Source organism: Williamsia sp. CHRR-6 (assembly GCF_018474015.1).
GTDB lineage: Bacteria > Actinomycetota > Actinomycetes > Mycobacteriales > Mycobacteriaceae > Williamsia_A.
Genome location: NZ_JAHCSG010000003.1, coordinates 379,084 through 396,605, shown reverse-complemented (window position 1 = coordinate 396,605; position 17,522 = coordinate 379,084). Strand labels below are relative to the sequence as shown.

The following is a 17,522-nucleotide window of genomic DNA, read 5'->3' as shown; positions in this document are numbered from 1 at the left end:
GCCATGTCGACCACCGCCGATCCCGCACCGCCGCAATCGGACATTTCCGTCGTCACGGTCAACCGTCGACGCCTGCATCCGAATGCCGTGACCGGGATCTTCGTGGTGCTCGGGGTGGTGTCCATCTGGCTGCAGAACGTACTCGTGCCGTTCCGGGAACCGTTTTGGGGACTCTTCGACAACCAACTCGACCTCGAGGTCTACCGCGCCGGCGCCCGCACCGTCCTCGACGGCCACCGTCTGTACGAGGCGAAACTGCTGGGCGTCATGGACTACACCTACGCTCCCATCTCGGTGGTGTTGTTCACCCCGGTGGCGCTCATCTCCTTCGACATGGCCCGCATCGCCTGGACTGTGGCCGTCTACGTCGTGCTCTACGCGGTGATCGTGATGAGCTTCCGGGCGCTGCGCCGCCCGATCACCTGGCGGTTGCGGATCATCGCGGTGTCGCTGGTGGCGATCGCTGCACTGGCCGAGCCGGTGCGCAGCACGTTGTGGTTCGGCCAGGTGAACATCTTCCCGATGGCAATGATCCTGTGGGATCTGCTGCGTCCCAGGGATTCTCGGGGCCAAGGCTTTGTGGCCGGGCTAGCCGCCGGCATCAAGCTGACCCCGCTGATCTTCGTCGCGCACCTGCTGATCACCGGACGTCGCCGGGCCGCGCTGACGCTGCTGGCCGGGTTCGCGAGCACCATCGCGGTGGCGGCGGTGGCGATGCCTCGCGACACCTGGACCTACTGGTCGGGCACCTTCCTCGACTCCGACCGGGTGGGAAGCCCCAATGTGGCGGGCAACCAGTCACTGCGCGGCGCGCTGGCCAACCTGTTGGACTCCGAGCAGCCGCCGATGGCGGCCTGGCTGGCGCTGGCGTTACCCGCCCTGGCGTTGGGGCTCTGCGCCGCGCGGCTGGCCCACACCCGTGGCCATGAACTGTTGGCGCTCACCCTGATCGGGATGACCGCGTGTGTGGTGTCGCCGATGACCTGGGGTCATCACTGGGTGTGGTTCGTGCCGTTGGGGGTCATCGGGGTCGACCAGCTGCTACGGACCCCCGTCCGAGGCCGCACCGTGGTGGCGGGTATCGCCGTCGGTGCGTTGCTGCTGGTCACCTTCTCCTGGCGGACCTACATCCCGGGCCTGATGTTCTACGTCGAGGTCCCCCACCTGCACGCCTATTACACCGGGCTGTTCTTCAAGAACGGCGTCGCTGCACTGCGTTGGTTCACCGTCGCGCCCTACAGCTGGGTGTTCCTGGTCACCGCGGTCGCCACCGTGCTGGTGCTACGACGCACCCCGGCGGTCACAGCTGGGTTGGCGAGCGGGCCGAAGGGATAAGCTTCCCCCCGGACAAGACAACGGATTCTCGGGGAGTCTGGGTGTGATCATCTCGCGGTTGTCGGCGCGTCCGGCGTCGAGGGGCGCCGGCGACCGCCCGACACTGCCCCGACATCCTCTCTTTTTTCTGGCCCTGGTCGCCATCACCGCGGTGGCTGTGTACCTGCAGCTCACCTACGTGCCGCTGCACGCCCGGGTGTTCGGGCTGTTTCAGAACCAGTTGGACCTCAAGGTCTACCGGGCCGGCGCGCTGCATCTGCTGCACGACCGCGCCATCTACAACGGCCCGGTGTATCGCCGGATGGAGTACACCTACCCGCCGTTTTCCACCATCGTGCTGCAACCCTTGGCGTGGGTCAGCAAGTCCACGGCCATCTTCGTCTGGGGCGGGTTGACCATCGCAGCGCTGTTGTTCGTGGTCATCCGCTGTTTCCTGGCCCTCGGCTACCGTCTCGACGCACCGCTGGTAGCCCTGTCGGTGACCGTCGCGGCGGTGGCGTTGCTGTTCGAGCCGGTGCGCACCACCATCTGGTACGGCCAGGTGAACGTCTTCCTGATGGCGGTGATCGTGTGGGACCTGTTGCGGCCCAACGGTGCCGGCCGTTGGGGACGGTTGCGTGGGTTCAGCGTCGGGGTGACCGCCGGCATCAAGCTGACGCCCGGGTTCTTTCTCCTCTACCTCGCTCTCACCCGGCAGTGGCGGGCGGTGGTCACCGCAGTGGCCGTGCTCGCCGCCACGGTTGCTGCGGGGTTTGCGATCATCCCGCGCGCCTCGTGGAGCTTCTTCACCGATCGCGTCTTCGACTCCGGGCGCGTGGGGTTCGCGCGCAACCCGGCCAACCAGTCGTTGCGCGGCGCGCTGGCGACCATCGTCGACACCGACCATCCCAGCCCGGTGCTGTGGATGCTGTGCGCGATCGCGGCGGTGGCCCTGGGACTCAGTGCCGCCTGGGTCGCGCACCGGCTGGGCAACGAGGTGTTGGCGTTGGCGTTGGTCGGCATGACCGCGACCGCCATCTCGCCGTTCTCCTGGGGCCATCACTGGGTGTGGTTCGTGCCGTTGATGGTGGTGGCCGTCGATCTGGTGCTGCGGGCCTGGGCGCGCGGGGACTGGCGCCGAGGCACGCTGCTGCTGTCCGCCCCGATCGCGTTGGTGCTGTCGGTGTTCATGTGGACTGACCGGATACCTGAGGGGGCCTTGGGTTTTCGCCCCTACTACGGGGTCGGGGCGTTCATGAACCCGGCGCCGTCCTGGGTGCGGGTGTTCTCCGCGCAGCCCTATCTGTGGGTGTTCGCGGTGGCGGCGGTGATCACCATCGTCGTCGGCCTCCGACTGCGCAGACCCGATCACCGCACCGATTCGCCCGCGCCCGCCGGCGACAGCCTCGGGCCCGGATCGGCTGTCGGAGGCCGCCGGTAGGCTCTCCCGCGTGGCCCTCTACCGGACGTATCGACCCGCTACGTTTGCCGACGTCGTCGGCCAGGAACACGTCACCGAGCCACTGTGTCGGGCGCTGGACTCCGGTCGCATCAACCACGCCTACCTGTTCTCCGGTCCGCGCGGCTGCGGGAAGACCTCGTCGGCGCGCATCCTCGCCCGCTCCCTCAACTGCGAGCAGGGGCCCACCTCGCGGCCGTGTGGGACGTGTGCGTCGTGTGTCGCGTTGGCTCCGGGCGGGCCCGGCAACCTCGATGTGATCGAGCTCGACGCAGCTAGTCACGGTGGTGTCGAGGACACCCGTGACCTGCGGGACAAGGCGTTCTACGCCCCCGCCGAGTCGCGCTACCGGGTGTTCATCGTCGACGAGGCGCACATGGTGTCCAACGCGGGTTTCAACGCCCTGCTCAAGATCGTCGAAGAGCCGCCCGCGCACCTCATCTTCGTGTTCGCCACCACCGAGCCGGAGAAGGTGTTGCCCACCATCCGCTCGCGTACCCACCACTACCCGTTCCGGCTGTTGGCGCCGCCGGTGATGCGTGGGCTGTTGGAGAAGATCTGCACCCAGGAGCAGGTCACCGTCGCACCGACGGTGTTCCCGCTGGTCATCCGGGCCGGTGGCGGATCACCCCGTGATTCGTTGAGCGTGCTCGATCAGTTGTTGGCCGGCGCCGGCGATCAGGGCGTCACCTACGACCGGGCGTTGACGCTGCTCGGCGTCACCGATGTCGCGTTGATCGATGCGGCGGTGGATGCGTTGGCCGCCGGTGATGGTGCCGCGTTGTTCGGGGCGGTGGAACAACTCGTAGACGCCGGACACGACCCACGCCGCTTCGCCGTCGACCTGCTGGAGCGCTTTCGCGACCTGATCTTGCTGCAGGCGGTGCCCGATGCGGCCGACCGTGGGCTCGTCGAGGCCCCCGATGACCAGCTCGACCGGATGCGGGCCCAGGTGAGCGGACTGGGACCGGCCACGTTGACCCGCCACGCCGACACCGTGCATGCGGCGCTGGGCGAGATGCGTGGCACCACCTCACCGCGCTTGCTGCTGGAGGTGATGTGCGCACGCATGCTGCTGCCGTCTACCACCGATGCGGAATCGGCTGTGCTGCAACGGATCGAACGGATCGAGGCGCAGCTGGCCGGTGGTGTGGTCACCGCCCCCGTCGTTCGGTCGGCCGCTGCCACCGCTTCGCCGCCGGCTGCCGCGGTGAGCGCGCCGCCGGCCGACACCGGATCGCGGTTCGTGCGGCGATCGCAACAGCCGCCACCGGAGCCGCAACCCGCGACTGTGGCCGAACCCGAGGTGGCGGCCCAGGCGGCGTCGGCGCCCGGACCTGCCCCGGCAGCTCCACCGGCCGCAGTTGAGCCCGAGGTCGCTGAACCCGAGGTCACTGAGCCCGAGGTCAGTGAACCCGGCCGCATCGAAGCCCGATCAGAGCCGATCGCCGAGGTGGAACCAGAACCAGAACCAGAACCCGAGGCCGAAAACCAGTCCGAATCCCAACCGCACCAACAGCGGCCCGAGCCGGAACCGTCCGGGCCGGAGCCGGCCGCAGCTGTCGCCGGTGTCGATGTGGCGGCGGTACGCGCAGCCTGGGCCGAGGTACGGGCGGCGGTGCGGGAGCGGGACAAGATCATCGAGGTGATGTTGGCCGGGGTCACCGTCCGCGACATCACCGGTGACACGCTCACCATCAGCCACGAGGCCGCGCCGTTGGTGGCTCGGCTGGCCAGTGATCGCGGCGCCACCGTGATCGCGGATGCGATGGCTGCGGTGTTCGGTGGAACCTGGCGGGTGCATTGCGTGCATCAAGCCAATGATGTTGCGGTACAACCGGTCACGGGATCGTCCGGGTCGACGAACGGTCGCACCGCCAAGCCCGCCGGACAGGCGAGTTACACCCGCAAGGGTCGCTCGCCGGGTGCCGGCGAAGCCCCCGCACCGGGCGCGGGGGACGAGCCGCCACCGCCGGAGGAGCCCTCCCCGGAACCGGTGCCGCCGGTTGCCGACGAGGACCTTACCGACGCCGAGCGTGACGAGATGATCTCTGACGCGCACAACAACGACCCCGATCCGCGTCAGGATCCCGAGCAGGTGGCGTTGAAACTGCTCGCCGACGAGTTGGGTGCCCGCCCCATCGACTGATCGGGCCCAACGTCTGTTCGGATCTGGCTCCCCAGGCGAACACATTGTTCTTCCTATGTCGTGTACCAGCACCACCCTGCTGAGCAGTTTCGGGATTCCGCGAGCCGCGCCGAGCTCACGTTCGTCGGCGTGAGGAGCCGCGACTTTCCGACGCTCGGGACCAAAACGCGGCCCTCGTTCGTTGATCTTCGTAGACGACGCAGCCAGCGTCGTTCGAAGGAGGAAGTGGTGAGCACGAACTACCGCAAAACCGACGAGGCGGTCCGGGCGTTGACGCCTGAGCAGTACCGCGTCACCCAGCAGGAAGGCACCGAGCGGGCGTTCACAGGCGCCTACTGGGACAACCACGAACCCGGCATCTACGTCGACGTCGTGTCCGGGGAACCGCTGTTCTCGTCGACCGACAAATACGACTCCGGCACCGGCTGGCCTAGTTTCACTCGTCCCATCGATGCGGCAGCGGTGACCACCAAGACAGATCGGAAGCTGTTCATGAAACGCACCGAGGTGCGCTCGGCTGCGGCCGACAGTCACCTCGGGCACGTCTTCGACGATGGTCCCCGATCCCAGGGCGGGCAACGGTACTGCATGAATTCTGCTGCGCTGCGGTTCATTCCGGTCGATAAACTCAAAGCCGAAGGTTACGGCCAGTTCCTGTCCCTGTTCGCAGACACCCCCAGCCCGTCCAGTCCGTCCCACACTGAGGAGATCTCCTGATGAGTACTGACACCGGCCAGGTCACCACCCGCACTGGCACCGAGACCGCAGTCTTGGCGGGCGGCTGCTTCTGGGGCATGGAAGACCTCATCCGTCGCCGACCTGGTGTCATCGCGACCCGCGTCGGGTACACCGGCGGCCGCAACGACCATGCCACCTACCGCAACCACCCTGGCCACGCCGAGGCTGTGGAGATCGTGTTCGACCCGTCGCAGACCACGTTCCGCGACATCCTGGCCTTCTTCTTCCAGGCACACGACCCCACCACCAAGGACCGACAGGGCAACGATGTGGGCTCCAGCTACCGCTCGGCCATCTTCCCGCAGTCACCCGAGCAGGAGCGGGTCGCACGCGACACCATCGCCGATGTGAACGCCTCGGGCCTGTGGCCGGGTCCGGTGGTCACCACCATCGAACCCGCCGGACCGTTCTGGCAGGCCGAGCCCGAACACCAGGACTACCTGATCCGCAATCCCGGTGGCTACACCTGCCACTATGTACGCCCGGACTGGGTGCTGCCGCGCCGAGATGAGGCCACCACCGCCTGATCAGTTGTACAATTCACGATGAGGGCGGCTTATCGCCCGCCCTCATCGTGCGACCGGAGGAGCGACATGGGTGACGCGGGGACATCGCTGGTGGCGATCGCTGATGGCATTGCGGCGCAAGCGCATCGGGGCCAGACCGACAAACTCGGGGTCGACTACATCGAACATCCACGCGCGGTGTCGCGCCGGGTGGATCAGTCCGATGAGCACCTGGTGGCTGCGGCCCTACTGCACGACGTGATCGAGGACTCCGAGTTCACCGCCATCGACCTGCTCGCTCGAGGGATCCCGCAGCAGGTCATCGATACAGTCGCGTTGGTGACCCGCGACAAGCAGCAGTCCCCCGACGACTACTACGCGTTGATCCGAACCCATCCGGCTGCGCTGGCGGTCAAGCTTGCTGATCTGGGCGAGAACACCGACCCAAGTCGACTCAGTCGGCTACCGCTGGAACTGCAGCAGAAGTTGATGACCAAGTACACGAAGGCGTTTCGTGCGCTGGGTCGCGACGATCTCGCCGACGAACTGGCCACCCGCACGCCTCTTCCGCCCGAAAGCTAGACCTTCAGCATCTCCACGACACGGTCTGCGATTGCCAGTGACGATGTGAGACCGGGTGATTCGATACCGAACAGCTCAACCAGCCCGGGTGTGCCGGATTCGGCGGGTCCGATGATCGTGAAGTCACCGGCCGGTTGTCCCGGGCCGGTGACCTTCGGGCGGATGCCGCTGTAGTCGGGTGCCAGCGCGTCGTCGGGCAGGTCAGGCCAGTACTGGCGGATCCCTTCGTAGAACGTCTGCGCGCGTGCCGGATCCACGCTGTAGTCCGAGCCGGAGTCGGCGGGGTCCAACCATTGCACGTCGGGTCCGAAACGTGCCGCACCGTCGAGGTCGAGGGTGAGATGGATACCCAGCCCACCGTCGACCGGTACCGGATAGATCAGTCGGGTGAACGGGGCGCGACCCCGCTCTAGCCGAAAGTAGTTGCCTTTGGCCAGGAACCGCGGCGGCGGTGGATTCGCGGCCACCGACCACGCGCCCAACCCGGCTGCGTTGATCACCTCCCGCGCACGAAGCGCGCCGCCGGTGTCACCGGCCACCTCCACCACCAGCCCGTAGGTGCCGGCTCGCACCGCACGGACCGGACTGCGCAGGGCCACATCGCCACCCGCGTCGACCACGTCGCGCCGGTAGCTGCGCATCAGCGCGGCCGAATCGACGATCCCGGTGGACGGGGACAGCAGCGCGCCCTCGGCCTGCACCGCCGGTTCCAGTTCTGTCGCATGACGTTTGGACAACAACTGCAGATCGTCCACCCCGTTGGCTGCGGCTCGCGCTGCGATCCCCGCCAACTGCTGCACCTGATCTTCGTCGGTGGCGACGATCATCTTGCCGATCCGGTGATGCGGCACCCCATGCTCGACGCAGTACCGGTACAGCGCGGAACGACCGGCCACGCAGAGCTGTGCCTTCAACGACCCTGCCGGATAATAGATTCCGGCGTGGATCACTTCAGAACTACGCGAACTGGTCCCCAGGCCGATGTCGTCGAGCGCTTCGAGGACCAGTACTTCGCGGCCGGTGGTCGCCAGCGCGCGTGCCACGGCGAGACCGACCACACCGGCCCCGATGACGACGGAATCGACGTCGGTCATCGCAGCCCGTCGCAGCAGCTGATGCTCAGGCGTTCCACCACGGCCGCAGCGGCAACAGGTTGGAACCCTGATCGTCGAGTTTGGTGGCCAACACCTGATGAAGCTGGATTACATTGCGGTCGAACCCGATTCGGCAGGCCGCCATGTACAGACCCCACAGTCGCGCGGTCGATTCGCCCACTTCGTCCACCGCAGCGTCCCAGTTCGCAACCAGGTTGGCGTTCCAGTCCCGCAGTGTCATCGCATAGTGCTCGCGCAGGTTCTCCTCATGCAGCACCTCCATGCCGCCGAGGTCCTGGATGGCCGAGATGATCGTGCCCGATCCGGTCAGCTCGCCGTCGGGGAACACGTAGCGGTCGATGAACGCGCCCGCCCGGTTCTTGCCCCGGTTGTCGGGACGAGTGATGCAGTGGTTGAGGATCAGCCCACCAGCCTTCACCTTCTCGCGCATGAACCCGAAATACGAGGGATAACTCGCCACACCGATGTGCTCGGTCAACCCGATGGATGACACTGCGTCGAAACCGGATTCGGCTACGTCGCGGTAATCACTGTGGCGCACCTGCGCGAACTCGCCCAGCCCCTCGTCGATGATGGCCTGCTGTGCCCACTGCGCCTGCTCGGCCGACAAGGTGGCACCGATCGCGTAGACGCCGCGGCGGGCGGCGTAGCGCACCATTCCGCCCCAGCCGCAACCGATGTCGAGCAGCCGGTCACCTGCCTTGAGGTTCAGCTTCTCGAACACCAGCCGATACTTGTTGTCCTGCGCGGTTTCCAAGGTCGCGTCACGGTCGGGGTAGCAGGCGCAGGTGTAGGTCATCGACGTACCCAGCACCATCTCGTAGAACGCATTGGACACGTCGTAGTGGTGGCTGATCGCCTCGGCCGAGCGAGCCTTGCTGCTACGCAAGCCATCTGCGATGCGACGCCACCGGGGCTGCGCTTCCTGCGGGGGCGGGGCGATCGGCTTGAAGTGCTCGATTCCCAGCGACCGGGTGATGTTGGCCATCGTCAGCGTGCTGGGGCGGGTGAAGCTCACCTTTTCGCCCACCGCGCGCAGACCGTCGTAGGGATCGCCGGGATGCGCGCCGTGCAGCACCAGATCGCCGGAGATGTAGGCCCGTGCCAGACCCAGGTCTCCGGGCGCGGTCACCAGATAGGTGGTGCCGCGCGGCGAGGTGAGTTCTACGCCGAACTCGGCGTCGGCAGGGCCGGCGGTGCTGCCGTCGTAGGCGCTCACCCGGATCGACAGGTCGCCGCCGACCAGTGCCTCGACGATCTCCGACAGCGTCATCTTGGGGGCCGAGATGATCGAACGGTTCAGCAACCCGGTGTCGTTGCCACTCGTGGTGGAACTGGTGGGTTTGATGGTCGTCATTGCCTGCGCACCGCCTTCGCGTAGAGATCCAGGAATCGGGATGTCGGATCGTAGGTCTTCTTCAACAAGCGCAGGGCCTCACCGCCGTACAGCTCGTCGAACTCGTCTTCGTCGTAGTAAGCGTCTGAGTACAGCGATTTGTGCCCGTCCATCGCAGAAACGGTCTTTTCGATCAGTATGTTGGCCCGACCCTCGGGTTCGCCCGCGATTTTCGGTACCGCCGACCAGAATCCGACGTTGACGTAGGTACGTCGCGGCTCCAGCGGATACAGCGGCCATGGCCGGTCATCATCGGCGCCGGGCGGAGCAGGTTGGTGAAGTCGCAACGGGCACAGCCAGATCGGTTCGATCGGGATGTTCTCCAGGAACCAGCCGACGAACTCGGCGGTCCGTTCGATCGGGACCTCGATGTCCTGGACCACGCGCTCGTTGGGCGGCAACCCCTTACGAGCGTTGAGGCGGTCGGCGATGTCGAATCGATGATCCAGCGCGATCAGCTTCCAATAGAAACTGCTGCGCAACAGGCGTTTCGGCCACAGGCGGCGGATTTTCGGGTTCTGCGCCCCGAAGGCGCGAGAACACCAGAACCAGTCGGTGTCCCATCGCCACAGGTAGTCGGAGATGGTGAGCCGGTCACGCGTGGGGCTGTCACCCGCCGGGTGCTGGATGGAGCGGTAGAAGATCTGCGATCCGGTGTAGTCGCTCACCGGCCCGGCCTCGTCGGTCTGGCGTCCCAGCACCAGATACGACTCGTCGGCGGTGAACACCACACCGTCGAGATAGTCCACCGCCTCGCCGTCCCAGCTGCGTTCGGTCACGATCCGATCCAGCGCCTGCTGTAGCGCCAGCACCGACGGAAAGCGCACATGTCGCAGGGCGACAAAGGGTTTCACCGGTTCCAGGGTGATCTTCAGTCGGGTGCTGTAGCCCAGGGTGCCGTAGGAGTTGGGAAACCCGAAGAACAGGTCGGCGTGCTCGTTGGTGGGGCTTGCGGTGACGATCTCCCCGGTGCCGGTGAAGATGTCCATCTCCACCACGCTCTCGTGCGGCAGCCCACTGCGAAACGACGTGCTCTCGATCCCCAGCCCGGTCACCGCTCCGCCGAGGGTGATGGTCTTGAGTTGCGGAACGACCAACGGAGCCAACCCATATCGCAGGGTGGCGGCCACCAGATCCTCATAGGTACACATTCCCGCGACGTCTGCGGTCATCGCCTCGGGGTCGATGGCGATCACCTTGTTCAGCCCGGACACGTCGAGCCCCGGGTGGGGGTTCTTCGCCCGACTACGGAACAGGTTCGAGGTCTTCTTGGCCAGCCGCACGGTGGCATGGTCGGGGATGGCCGCGTAGCTTTCGCGCAGGGCTCTCACCCCACGTTCGAAAGCCGCCCAGCCCATCTCGTGGTTGTTCGGAGTCGAGGTCGTTGTCATCGTGGGCTGAGCCTATGGCGCACCGGACATACCCGCCAACCACCGCAGGGCACTGTTCGATGACGGCCCGGCATCACATGACCCCACAACGTCACAGGTCGGTCTCATGCGACGATCGTGGGCATGGACGCCTCCGCATTGCGCAACCTTCAAAAGCCCCTCAAGGACACCTATCGGGAGAACCCGTCGGCGGCGATCGCTGCGATCCATGCGGTCGCAACGTTCGAGGGCGACGCCATCACCTGCACCGTCGACTCATGGGCCGGCCCCATCCGTGCCGGCCTGCACCCCACCACTGGAGGCGACGGCAGCGACGCGTGCTCGGGAGACATGTTGTTGCAGGCGCTCGTCGGCTGCGCCGGCGTGACGTTCCGGTCGGTCGCCACCGCGATGTCGGTCAATGTGTCCAACATGGCGATCCGGGCCGAGGGCACCTTCGACGCGCGCGGAACGTTGGGCGTGGACCGTGACACTGCGGTAGGAACCAGTGACCTGATCGTGACCTTCACCTTCGACACCGACGCTGACGACGCGAAGGTGGCCAAGTGCTGGAGGTGACCGAGCGCTACTGCGTGGTGGCGCAGTCGCTGGCGGTCAAGGTCACCCTCGTGCGCGGCTGAGGCTGCGGGTCCGGCCCGTATCGTAGAGGGCATCCATGCCGGTGACGGCATCCATGCGAACACAAGGAGTGACCCGTCGTGGCCCAGGTTTCGGCTACCCAATCGATCGACATCGCCGCCGCACCCAGTGAGGTGCTCGCCGCGCTGAGCGACTACAAGGTGGTGCGCCCGGCCATCCTGCCCGAGCAGTACCGCGACTACACGCTGATCAAGGGTGGAGTCGGCGCAGGCACTGTCGCACACTGGATCCTGCAGGCCACGTCCAAGCGCTCACGTGACGTCCAGGCCACCGTCACCGTGGACGGATCCACCATCACCGAGCGTGACGCCAACTCCACCATGGTCACCACCTACACCGTGACCCCGGCAGGCAACGGCTCCACCGTCTCCACCACCTCGGCGTGGGCCGGGGCCGGTGGTATCGGCGGGTTTTTCGAGAAGACCTTCGCCCCCAAGGGGCTCAACAAGATTCAGGCGGCCCTGCTGGGCAACCTGAAGTCGCGTCTGGAGAAGTGATCGTCGTGGCCGTCCGGCGGCGCTGACCGATGGGTCGGCGTCGTCGGCCGGTGCCGTTGCCGCCGCGCAACGGGGTGGACGCCACCCGCGTGGTCGCGCGCGTCGACGATCAGCGTGTCATCGATGTCCTGCTGACCTCGTCGTCGTTGGCTGACCTCACCGAACCTGCTCTGCGTCAACGCTTTCGCGATGGCGAAGTGGTCGACGGTGCCGGACGGGTCCTGGCGCCCGATGATGTGGTACCTGCCCACACCCCGATGTTTCTCTACCGCGATCTTCCGGTGGAGACCGAGATCGACCACGATATGCCGATCCTGCACCTCGACGACGACATCGTGGTGGTGGACAAACCGCACTTCTTGGCCACCATGCCGCGCGGCGCGCACGTGGTGCAGACGGCGCTGGTGCGCCTGCGGCGCGAACTGGGCAACGATCTGATCAGTCCCGCGCACCGGTTGGACCGGTTGACCGCCGGCGTTCTGCTGCTCACCTGTCGGCCCGAGGTTCGTCGCGCCTATCAACAGCTGTTCGCAGAACGATTGGTACACAAGCAGTATCGCGCCGCTGCGCCTTGTCCATCCGCCGACGTGGTGTTCCCCGCAGAGGTGCGCAACCGGATCCTCAAAGACGCTGGGGATCTGCGCGCACGGGTGGTCGACGGCCCGGTCAACGCGATCAGTCGCATCGAGGTGGATGACTCCGTCACGCGCACAGACGGTTTGACGGAGTATCGGTTGACGCCGGTCACCGGGCGCACCCATCAACTGCGGGTGCACATGGCCGCGTTGGGGATGCCGATCGACGGCGATCCGCTGTACCCGCAGGTTCGTCCCGAACTCGCGGCGCGCCCCGACGCCGGCGACTTCTCGCGTCCGCTGCGTCTGGTCGCGGCCCGGTTGGAGTTCGACGACCCGTATTCCGGCACCCGCCGAACCTTTGTGTCGCTGCGCGACCCGTGAGTGAATGTGGCGTGCCCGCCCTCCAGATTCACGCACGGGGACAATGTGCACCATGATCGTCGTCTCCCACGAGCGCCTGGACTCCCATGGTCTGGAAGCCGTCATCTTCCTCGACTCCGAGAGCGGGGACTGTTTCCAGATCCAGCGTGACCTGTTGATCACCGTTACCGATCGCGCGCCGGTCCACCAGGTGACCACCGGGATGAGTGCACCGGTACCCGGCGGCATCGTCGACTGGCGGGTGGTCGACGGCGAGCGTTTCGAGTTCGCCCTCACCCCGCACGCCGCCCGGATCTTCGGGGGCAGCGACGTCTTGTCGTTCGTGGTCGCCCCTGCTCACGGCACCACCGTCGACGAGATCGTCGAGCACGTGACCCGGTTGCTGCGCTGATGTGGGCGCTGCGCACGGGACCGTCGCCCGACGGCGTTTACTCTGGTCTCCGTGGATCCTGAGAACCCGATGGCGGGCCTGCTGGAGCAGGCGCAGAAGATGCAACAGCAGCTGATGGCGGCGCAGAACCAGATCGCCGCCACCGAGCTGACCGGGAGCGCCGGCGGCGGGCTGGTCACCGTGACCGGCTCGGGTGCCGGTGAGGTGACGGGCGTGCACATCGACCCGAAGGTGGTCGACGCCGACGACGTGGAGACCCTGCAGGACCTCATCGTCGGGGCGCTGGCCGATCTGGCCGCCAAGCGTGACGAGCTGGCCAGCACGGCCATGGGTCCACTCGCCGGTGGGCTGGGCGGGCTACCCGGACTCGGCGGCTGACGCTTCGGTGTACGAGGGACCGATCCAGGACCTGATCGACGAGCTGTCCAAGCTCCCCGGTCTGGGACCCAAGGGTGCCCAACGGATTGCGTTCCACTTGCTCGCCGGGGAGAAGAAGGACATCGACCGGGTGATCGCAGCGATGGCCAACGTGCGCGACAACGTGGTGTTCTGCAGCGAATGCGGCAACGTCTCCGCCGACACCCGGTGCCGCATCTGCAGTGACGCCCGGCGCGACGCGACGAAGATCTGTGTGGTGGAAGAACCCAAGGATGTCCAGGCCATCGAGCGCACCAAGGAGTTCACCGGCCGCTACCACGTTCTCGGCGGGGCCCTCGACCCGCTCGGTGGGGTGGGCCCCGACCAGCTACGCATTCGAGAACTGTTGCGGCGCTTGGCCAATCAGGATGACGGGGTGGATGTCACCGAGGTGATCGTGGCCACCGACCCGAACACCGAGGGTGAAGCGACGGCCACCTACCTGGTGCGGATGCTCAAAGACTTTCCGGGACTGTCGGTCACCCGGTTGGCCTCCGGCCTGCCCATGGGCGGCGACCTGGAGTTCGCCGACGAGCTGACACTCGGCCGCGCCCTGTCGGGGCGTCGCGTCCTGTCGTGAACCACCTCGACGATGCGGCCACGCGCATCGCCGCCGAGTTGCGCAACGGGATCGTCGTGATCGACGGGCCCTCGGGCTCAGGCAAATCCACCTTTGCCGATCGCCTGACCGAAGCGGTGTGGGCGCGTGGCGTGGGGGCGGTGTTGGTGCGCACCGACGATTTCGCCACGTGGGACAACCCGGTCGGATGGTGGCCGGAGTTCGAGGCCGAGATCCTGAAATCGTTTGAGCGCGGCCATGACTACCGCTACCACCCGATGGTCTGGCGCGGCGGTGTCCCCGAACGGGGACCGAGGGTGTGGCTGCGCTGGGAGCCGCTGCTGGTCATCGAGGGGGTGTCGAGCGCACGGTCGGCGATGGCCGGGCGTGCCGACCGCGCGCTCTGGATCGACGGTGGAACCGCTGGGCAGCGGTTGGAGCGGGCGGTGGCGCGGGACGGGGAAACCGAACGCGACCATCTGCGCCGCTGGCAGGATTTCGAGGCCGGCTGGTTTGCCATCGACCGCACCCGCGAACGGTGTGAGGTGCTCGAACTGCCTACGGCTCAATAGGTTTCGTTGCGGTCGCGTGCCAAGGTGAAGCCGGCGGCGCCGTCATAGCAGGTCATCCCGATGGTGGTCGAGGTGCACGAGCGTGTTCCCACCACGATCGACTGGCCGTAGGGCAGCACCTTCGTCTTGTCTGCGCCGAAGTAGATGCCCTGGTTGAAGCAGGCGGCGCTGGCCCGGCCCTTGGCGATGCTGATGCCGTACACGCTGGCCCCGCCGTTCTTGCACACCAGGCCCTGCGCCGTTGGAACCGACGTCACGGCCTGGCATCCGACACCATCGGGCGCGTAGCCGTCGACGTAGATGCCGCAGCCGACGTTGAGGCTGGGCGAGTAGAAGTAGTACGCAGCGCCACCCTGCTCATAGCTGGCGAATGTCTTGGGGTCGACGGTTCCCCGGGCCGGGCTGGTGGGAACAGTGGCGGCCGCCGCAGCGTCCGATGTCGGGTCGGCGTCACCGGGTCTGTCGGCGGGCACCGGTGCCGGTATCGACGGCGATCGGGGTGCCTCTGCGGTGGCGGTGACCGTGGTGGTGCTTCTTCCGCCGTTCGCGGAATCATCACCGCCGCACGCGGTCAGCGACACCAATGCGACCGCGAACACAGCCGCGCCCGCAAGCGAAGTCATCCGTCGTGATGCACCCATCTCCAGCCCCTTACCCGTGTGAACTACCTGTCACAGGGAGCATCGCACAGGTGGTACGCGGCGTTACCACTGCTGTCTGGCGCTGGCGGGCTCAGCGCGCCGCGGCGATCCGCTCGCGGCGCAGCTGGTCGATCTCCGGCAGGTCCAGGGGGGCCAGCTCGTCGACACCCAGTGCTTGGCGCAGCAGCAGGTCGGCCAACTCCGGGTTGCGGGCCAGGGCCGGACCGTGCAGGTAGGTGCCGATCACCGATCCGGTCACCGCGCCGTCGATACGGTCGCCCACTCGATTGCCGTCACCGTGTCTCACGGTCGCCAGCGGCACCGACCCGGACCCCAGAACCGTTCCACCCCGATGGTTTTCGAAGCCGGTCAGCGTCTGGGTGAGCCCCGCCAGCAGCGGTGTGCTCACCAGCTCGCCGATGCTACGTCCAGCCTGGGGGGAGGTGGTCAGGTCCAGCAGGCCCACGGCGTCGACCCGCTCACCGGCCGAGGTCTCGTACCAGTGACCCAACACCTGGATGGCGGCGCAGATGGCCAACACCGGCGCGCCTCGACCGGCCGCCTCCTGTAATCCCGGATACCGCATGAGGTGTCGCGTGGCCAGCCGTTGCGCATAGTCCTCGGCGCCGCCGAGGGTGTAGACGTCGAGTGAGTTCGGAACCGGGTCGTCGAGGGTGATCGAGATTATCTCGGCGTTGATGCCGCGCATCCGGGCCCGCTGCCGCAACACCAACGCGTTCCCACCGTCACCGTAGGTGCCCATCACGTCGGGCAGCACCAGCCCGATCCGCAGAGTCGACTCAGGCATGCGCACCCCGCTCGATCCGATCGATCGCGACCCCGAGATCACGAAAAGCGGTGTAGTTGGCCAACACATCCACCCGACCCGGCGGGCAGGCAGCGATCGCCTTCAGCGGATCGGGCACAGTGGTGTGCTCGGCGCCGGCGTAGAGCAGCCGCACCCCGAGATCGGCCGCGCGTTCGCCTGCGGCGACGACCACGGTGTTCTCGAAGTGCTCGAACCGCACGTCCCACAGCCACGACAGGTCCTCGCCGTCAGGCACCTGACCGTTCACCGCGATCACCAGACCGTCGGCATCGGGATCGATCATCGACAGCGCCTCCTGCCAGCCGGCCGGATTCTTGGCCAGCAGCAACCGGACCGAGTGGGGTCCCACGGTGCGCACCCCGTAGCGTCCGGCCACCTCGCCCACCCCCGACACCGCGCGCACCGCCGCGGCCGGATCGGCTCCGAGTGCCACCGCTGCGGCCACTGCCTGGGTGGCGTTGCCGCGGTTGGCTTTTCCGGGCAGGGTCAGGGTCAGCGGAGCGGTGAAGCCGTTCGGCCCGTGGATGGACACGTCGTCGAACCACCAGTGCGGCTGGGGTCGGGCGAAATCGGTTCCGCTGCTGCGCCATCCACCGTCGAAGTCCCGGATGATCGGTTCCCCGGAGCGGGGGCAGCTCACCGAGTCATTCGCCCAGCCGGCGCCGGCGGCCACCCACACCACATTCGGTGCGTCGTAGGCGGCCGAGGTGACCAGCACGTCGTCGCAGTTGGCCACCACTGTCATCGCCGGATGCCGGGCGATGCCCTCGCGCAGCCGCCGCTCGATGATGTTGATCTCGCCCACCCGATCCAACTGATCGCGGGAAAGGTTCAGCAGCACAAGCACTTCAGGGTTCATCGCGTCGCTGACGTGCGGTACGTGCAACTCGTCGACCTCGATGGCCGCCAACGGTGCGTGCTGCCCCAACGTGAGGGTGGCGATGATGCCTGCGTCCATGTTGGCGCCGTCGGCCTGGGTGATCACCTCGCCACCGATGCTCGCCAACGCGGCTGCGGTCATCTTGGTGGTGGTGGACTTTCCGTTGGTGCCGGTGATCACCACGGTGCGTTTGCCGGCGGCCAACCGTCCCATGATCTGTGGGTCGATCTTGGCGGCGATCAGCCCGCCGATCATGGAGCCTTTGCCACGACCGGTGGTGCGAGAAGCCCAGCGGGCGAGGGCGGCGGCGCCGAGTGCAGCTCGGGTGCGCAGCGGCAGTGATCTGGCGTCGGACATGGCGTGGAGTCTTCCATAACCCGGCGCGGGCGCGCCGCACCGACGGTTCCGGCCGGACTGCCTCCGATCACCACCACCGCACCGACGATCTGCAGGTGAACTCCGTCTGCTGAAAACTGCGCGGGGTCAGG

Annotated in this window: 19 protein-coding genes; 13 read left to right on the top strand and 6 right to left on the bottom strand. The window is 66.9% G+C overall.

The genetic code is table 11. The annotated features are described in order from the left end of the window. The first annotated feature begins 3 nt into the window (after positions 1 to 3). From KIK15_RS10665 to KIK15_RS10640, 6 genes are all read left to right on the top strand, one after another. The gene (locus KIK15_RS10665) at positions 4 to 1,335 is read left to right on the top strand and encodes a glycosyltransferase 87 family protein (RefSeq protein ID WP_214244223.1); all 1,332 of its coding nucleotides are present in this window, start codon (positions 4 to 6) and stop codon (positions 1,333 to 1,335) included. A 43-nt stretch (positions 1,336 to 1,378) separates the two neighbouring features. After that, positions 1,379 to 2,755: a glycosyltransferase 87 family protein gene (locus KIK15_RS10660; protein WP_214244221.1), complete on the top strand. Its 1,377-nt coding sequence runs from the start codon at positions 1,379 to 1,381 to the stop codon at positions 2,753 to 2,755. 10 nt (positions 2,756 to 2,765) lie between these two features. Further along, complete coding sequence (locus KIK15_RS10655) at positions 2,766 to 4,922, top strand: DNA polymerase III subunit gamma and tau (protein ID WP_214244219.1); 2,157 nt, start codon at positions 2,766 to 2,768, stop codon at positions 4,920 to 4,922. Positions 4,923 to 5,150: 228 nt separating this feature from the next. Continuing rightward, positions 5,151 to 5,639 (top strand): peptide-methionine (R)-S-oxide reductase MsrB, encoded by a 489-nt coding sequence (gene msrB, locus KIK15_RS10650; RefSeq protein WP_214244217.1) that lies wholly within the window; start codon positions 5,151 to 5,153, stop codon positions 5,637 to 5,639. Next, positions 5,639 to 6,187, top strand: coding sequence for a peptide-methionine (S)-S-oxide reductase MsrA (msrA, locus tag KIK15_RS10645; RefSeq protein WP_214244215.1), 549 nt, complete (start codon positions 5,639 to 5,641; stop codon positions 6,185 to 6,187). Before msrB ends, msrA begins: the two co-directional genes overlap by 1 nt. Before the next feature lie 66 nt (positions 6,188 to 6,253). Continuing rightward, positions 6,254 to 6,748: an HD domain-containing protein gene (locus KIK15_RS10640; RefSeq protein WP_214244213.1), complete on the top strand. Its 495-nt coding sequence runs from the start codon at positions 6,254 to 6,256 to the stop codon at positions 6,746 to 6,748. Here KIK15_RS10640 and KIK15_RS10635 read toward each other — a convergent pair. The 3 genes from KIK15_RS10635 to KIK15_RS10625 are packed head-to-tail and all read right to left on the bottom strand — an operon-like array spanning position 6,745 to position 10,617. Then, positions 6,745 to 7,842 carry an NAD(P)/FAD-dependent oxidoreductase gene (locus KIK15_RS10635; protein ID WP_214244212.1) on the bottom strand — a complete coding sequence of 366 codons (1,098 nt, stop codon included), beginning with the start codon at positions 7,840 to 7,842 and terminating at the stop codon, positions 6,745 to 6,747. The genes KIK15_RS10640 and KIK15_RS10635 overlap by 4 nt on opposite strands. Positions 7,843 to 7,867: 25 nt before the next feature. After that, on the bottom strand, positions 7,868 to 9,220 hold the full coding sequence (locus KIK15_RS10630; RefSeq protein ID WP_214244211.1) for a class I SAM-dependent methyltransferase: 1,353 nt from the start codon (positions 9,218 to 9,220) through the stop codon (positions 7,868 to 7,870). Beyond that, positions 9,217 to 10,617: an FAD-binding oxidoreductase gene (locus tag KIK15_RS10625; RefSeq protein WP_214244591.1), complete on the bottom strand. Its 1,401-nt coding sequence runs from the start codon at positions 10,615 to 10,617 to the stop codon at positions 9,217 to 9,219. Before KIK15_RS10625 ends, KIK15_RS10630 begins: the two co-directional genes overlap by 4 nt. 156 nt (positions 10,618 to 10,773) lie before the next feature. Between KIK15_RS10625 and KIK15_RS10620 the strand changes: the two genes are divergently transcribed. The 7 genes from KIK15_RS10620 to KIK15_RS10590 all read left to right on the top strand — a co-directional run bounded on the left by KIK15_RS10620 (position 10,774) and on the right by KIK15_RS10590 (position 14,684). Further along, positions 10,774 to 11,208 carry an OsmC family protein gene (locus tag KIK15_RS10620; protein ID WP_250324436.1) on the top strand — a complete coding sequence of 145 codons (435 nt, stop codon included), beginning with the start codon at positions 10,774 to 10,776 and terminating at the stop codon, positions 11,206 to 11,208. A 140-nt stretch (positions 11,209 to 11,348) separates the two neighbouring features. Next, positions 11,349 to 11,786: an SRPBCC family protein gene (locus KIK15_RS10615; protein WP_214244209.1), complete on the top strand. Its 438-nt coding sequence runs from the start codon at positions 11,349 to 11,351 to the stop codon at positions 11,784 to 11,786. Positions 11,787 to 11,815: 29 nt separating this feature from the next. Continuing rightward, positions 11,816 to 12,745, top strand: coding sequence for a pseudouridine synthase (locus KIK15_RS10610; RefSeq protein ID WP_214244207.1), 930 nt, complete (start codon positions 11,816 to 11,818; stop codon positions 12,743 to 12,745). Positions 12,746 to 12,797: 52 nt separating this feature from the next. After that, positions 12,798 to 13,136, top strand: a complete 339-nt coding sequence (locus KIK15_RS10605) for a hypothetical protein (protein WP_214244205.1) — start codon at positions 12,798 to 12,800, stop codon at positions 13,134 to 13,136. Between the two features lie 69 nt (positions 13,137 to 13,205). After that, positions 13,206 to 13,514, top strand: a complete 309-nt coding sequence (locus tag KIK15_RS10600; protein ID WP_214244589.1) for a YbaB/EbfC family nucleoid-associated protein — start codon at positions 13,206 to 13,208, stop codon at positions 13,512 to 13,514. Between the two features lie 7 nt (positions 13,515 to 13,521). Then, a complete protein-coding gene (recR, locus tag KIK15_RS10595) occupies positions 13,522 to 14,133 on the top strand; it encodes a recombination mediator RecR (protein WP_214244203.1) in 612 nt (203 codons plus the stop codon). Beyond that, positions 14,130 to 14,684 carry a uridine kinase gene (locus tag KIK15_RS10590; protein WP_214244201.1) on the top strand — a complete coding sequence of 185 codons (555 nt, stop codon included), beginning with the start codon at positions 14,130 to 14,132 and terminating at the stop codon, positions 14,682 to 14,684. Before recR ends, KIK15_RS10590 begins: the two co-directional genes overlap by 4 nt. On the opposite strand, the gene KIK15_RS10585 is transcribed toward KIK15_RS10590, so the two are convergent. The 3 genes from KIK15_RS10585 to KIK15_RS10575 form a co-directional block, all read right to left on the bottom strand. Beyond that, positions 14,678 to 15,307 carry a hypothetical protein gene (locus KIK15_RS10585; RefSeq protein WP_214244199.1) on the bottom strand — a complete coding sequence of 210 codons (630 nt, stop codon included), beginning with the start codon at positions 15,305 to 15,307 and terminating at the stop codon, positions 14,678 to 14,680. The two genes, KIK15_RS10590 and KIK15_RS10585, sit on opposite strands and share 7 nt — an antisense overlap. A gap of 109 nt (positions 15,308 to 15,416) precedes the next feature. Continuing rightward, the gene (locus KIK15_RS10580; protein ID WP_214244197.1) at positions 15,417 to 16,133 is read right to left on the bottom strand and encodes a type 1 glutamine amidotransferase; all 717 of its coding nucleotides are present in this window, start codon (positions 16,131 to 16,133) and stop codon (positions 15,417 to 15,419) included. After that, positions 16,126 to 17,391 carry a Mur ligase family protein gene (locus tag KIK15_RS10575; protein ID WP_214244195.1) on the bottom strand — a complete coding sequence of 422 codons (1,266 nt, stop codon included), beginning with the start codon at positions 17,389 to 17,391 and terminating at the stop codon, positions 16,126 to 16,128. Before KIK15_RS10575 ends, KIK15_RS10580 begins: the two co-directional genes overlap by 8 nt. Positions 17,392 to 17,522 lie beyond the last annotated feature (131 nt).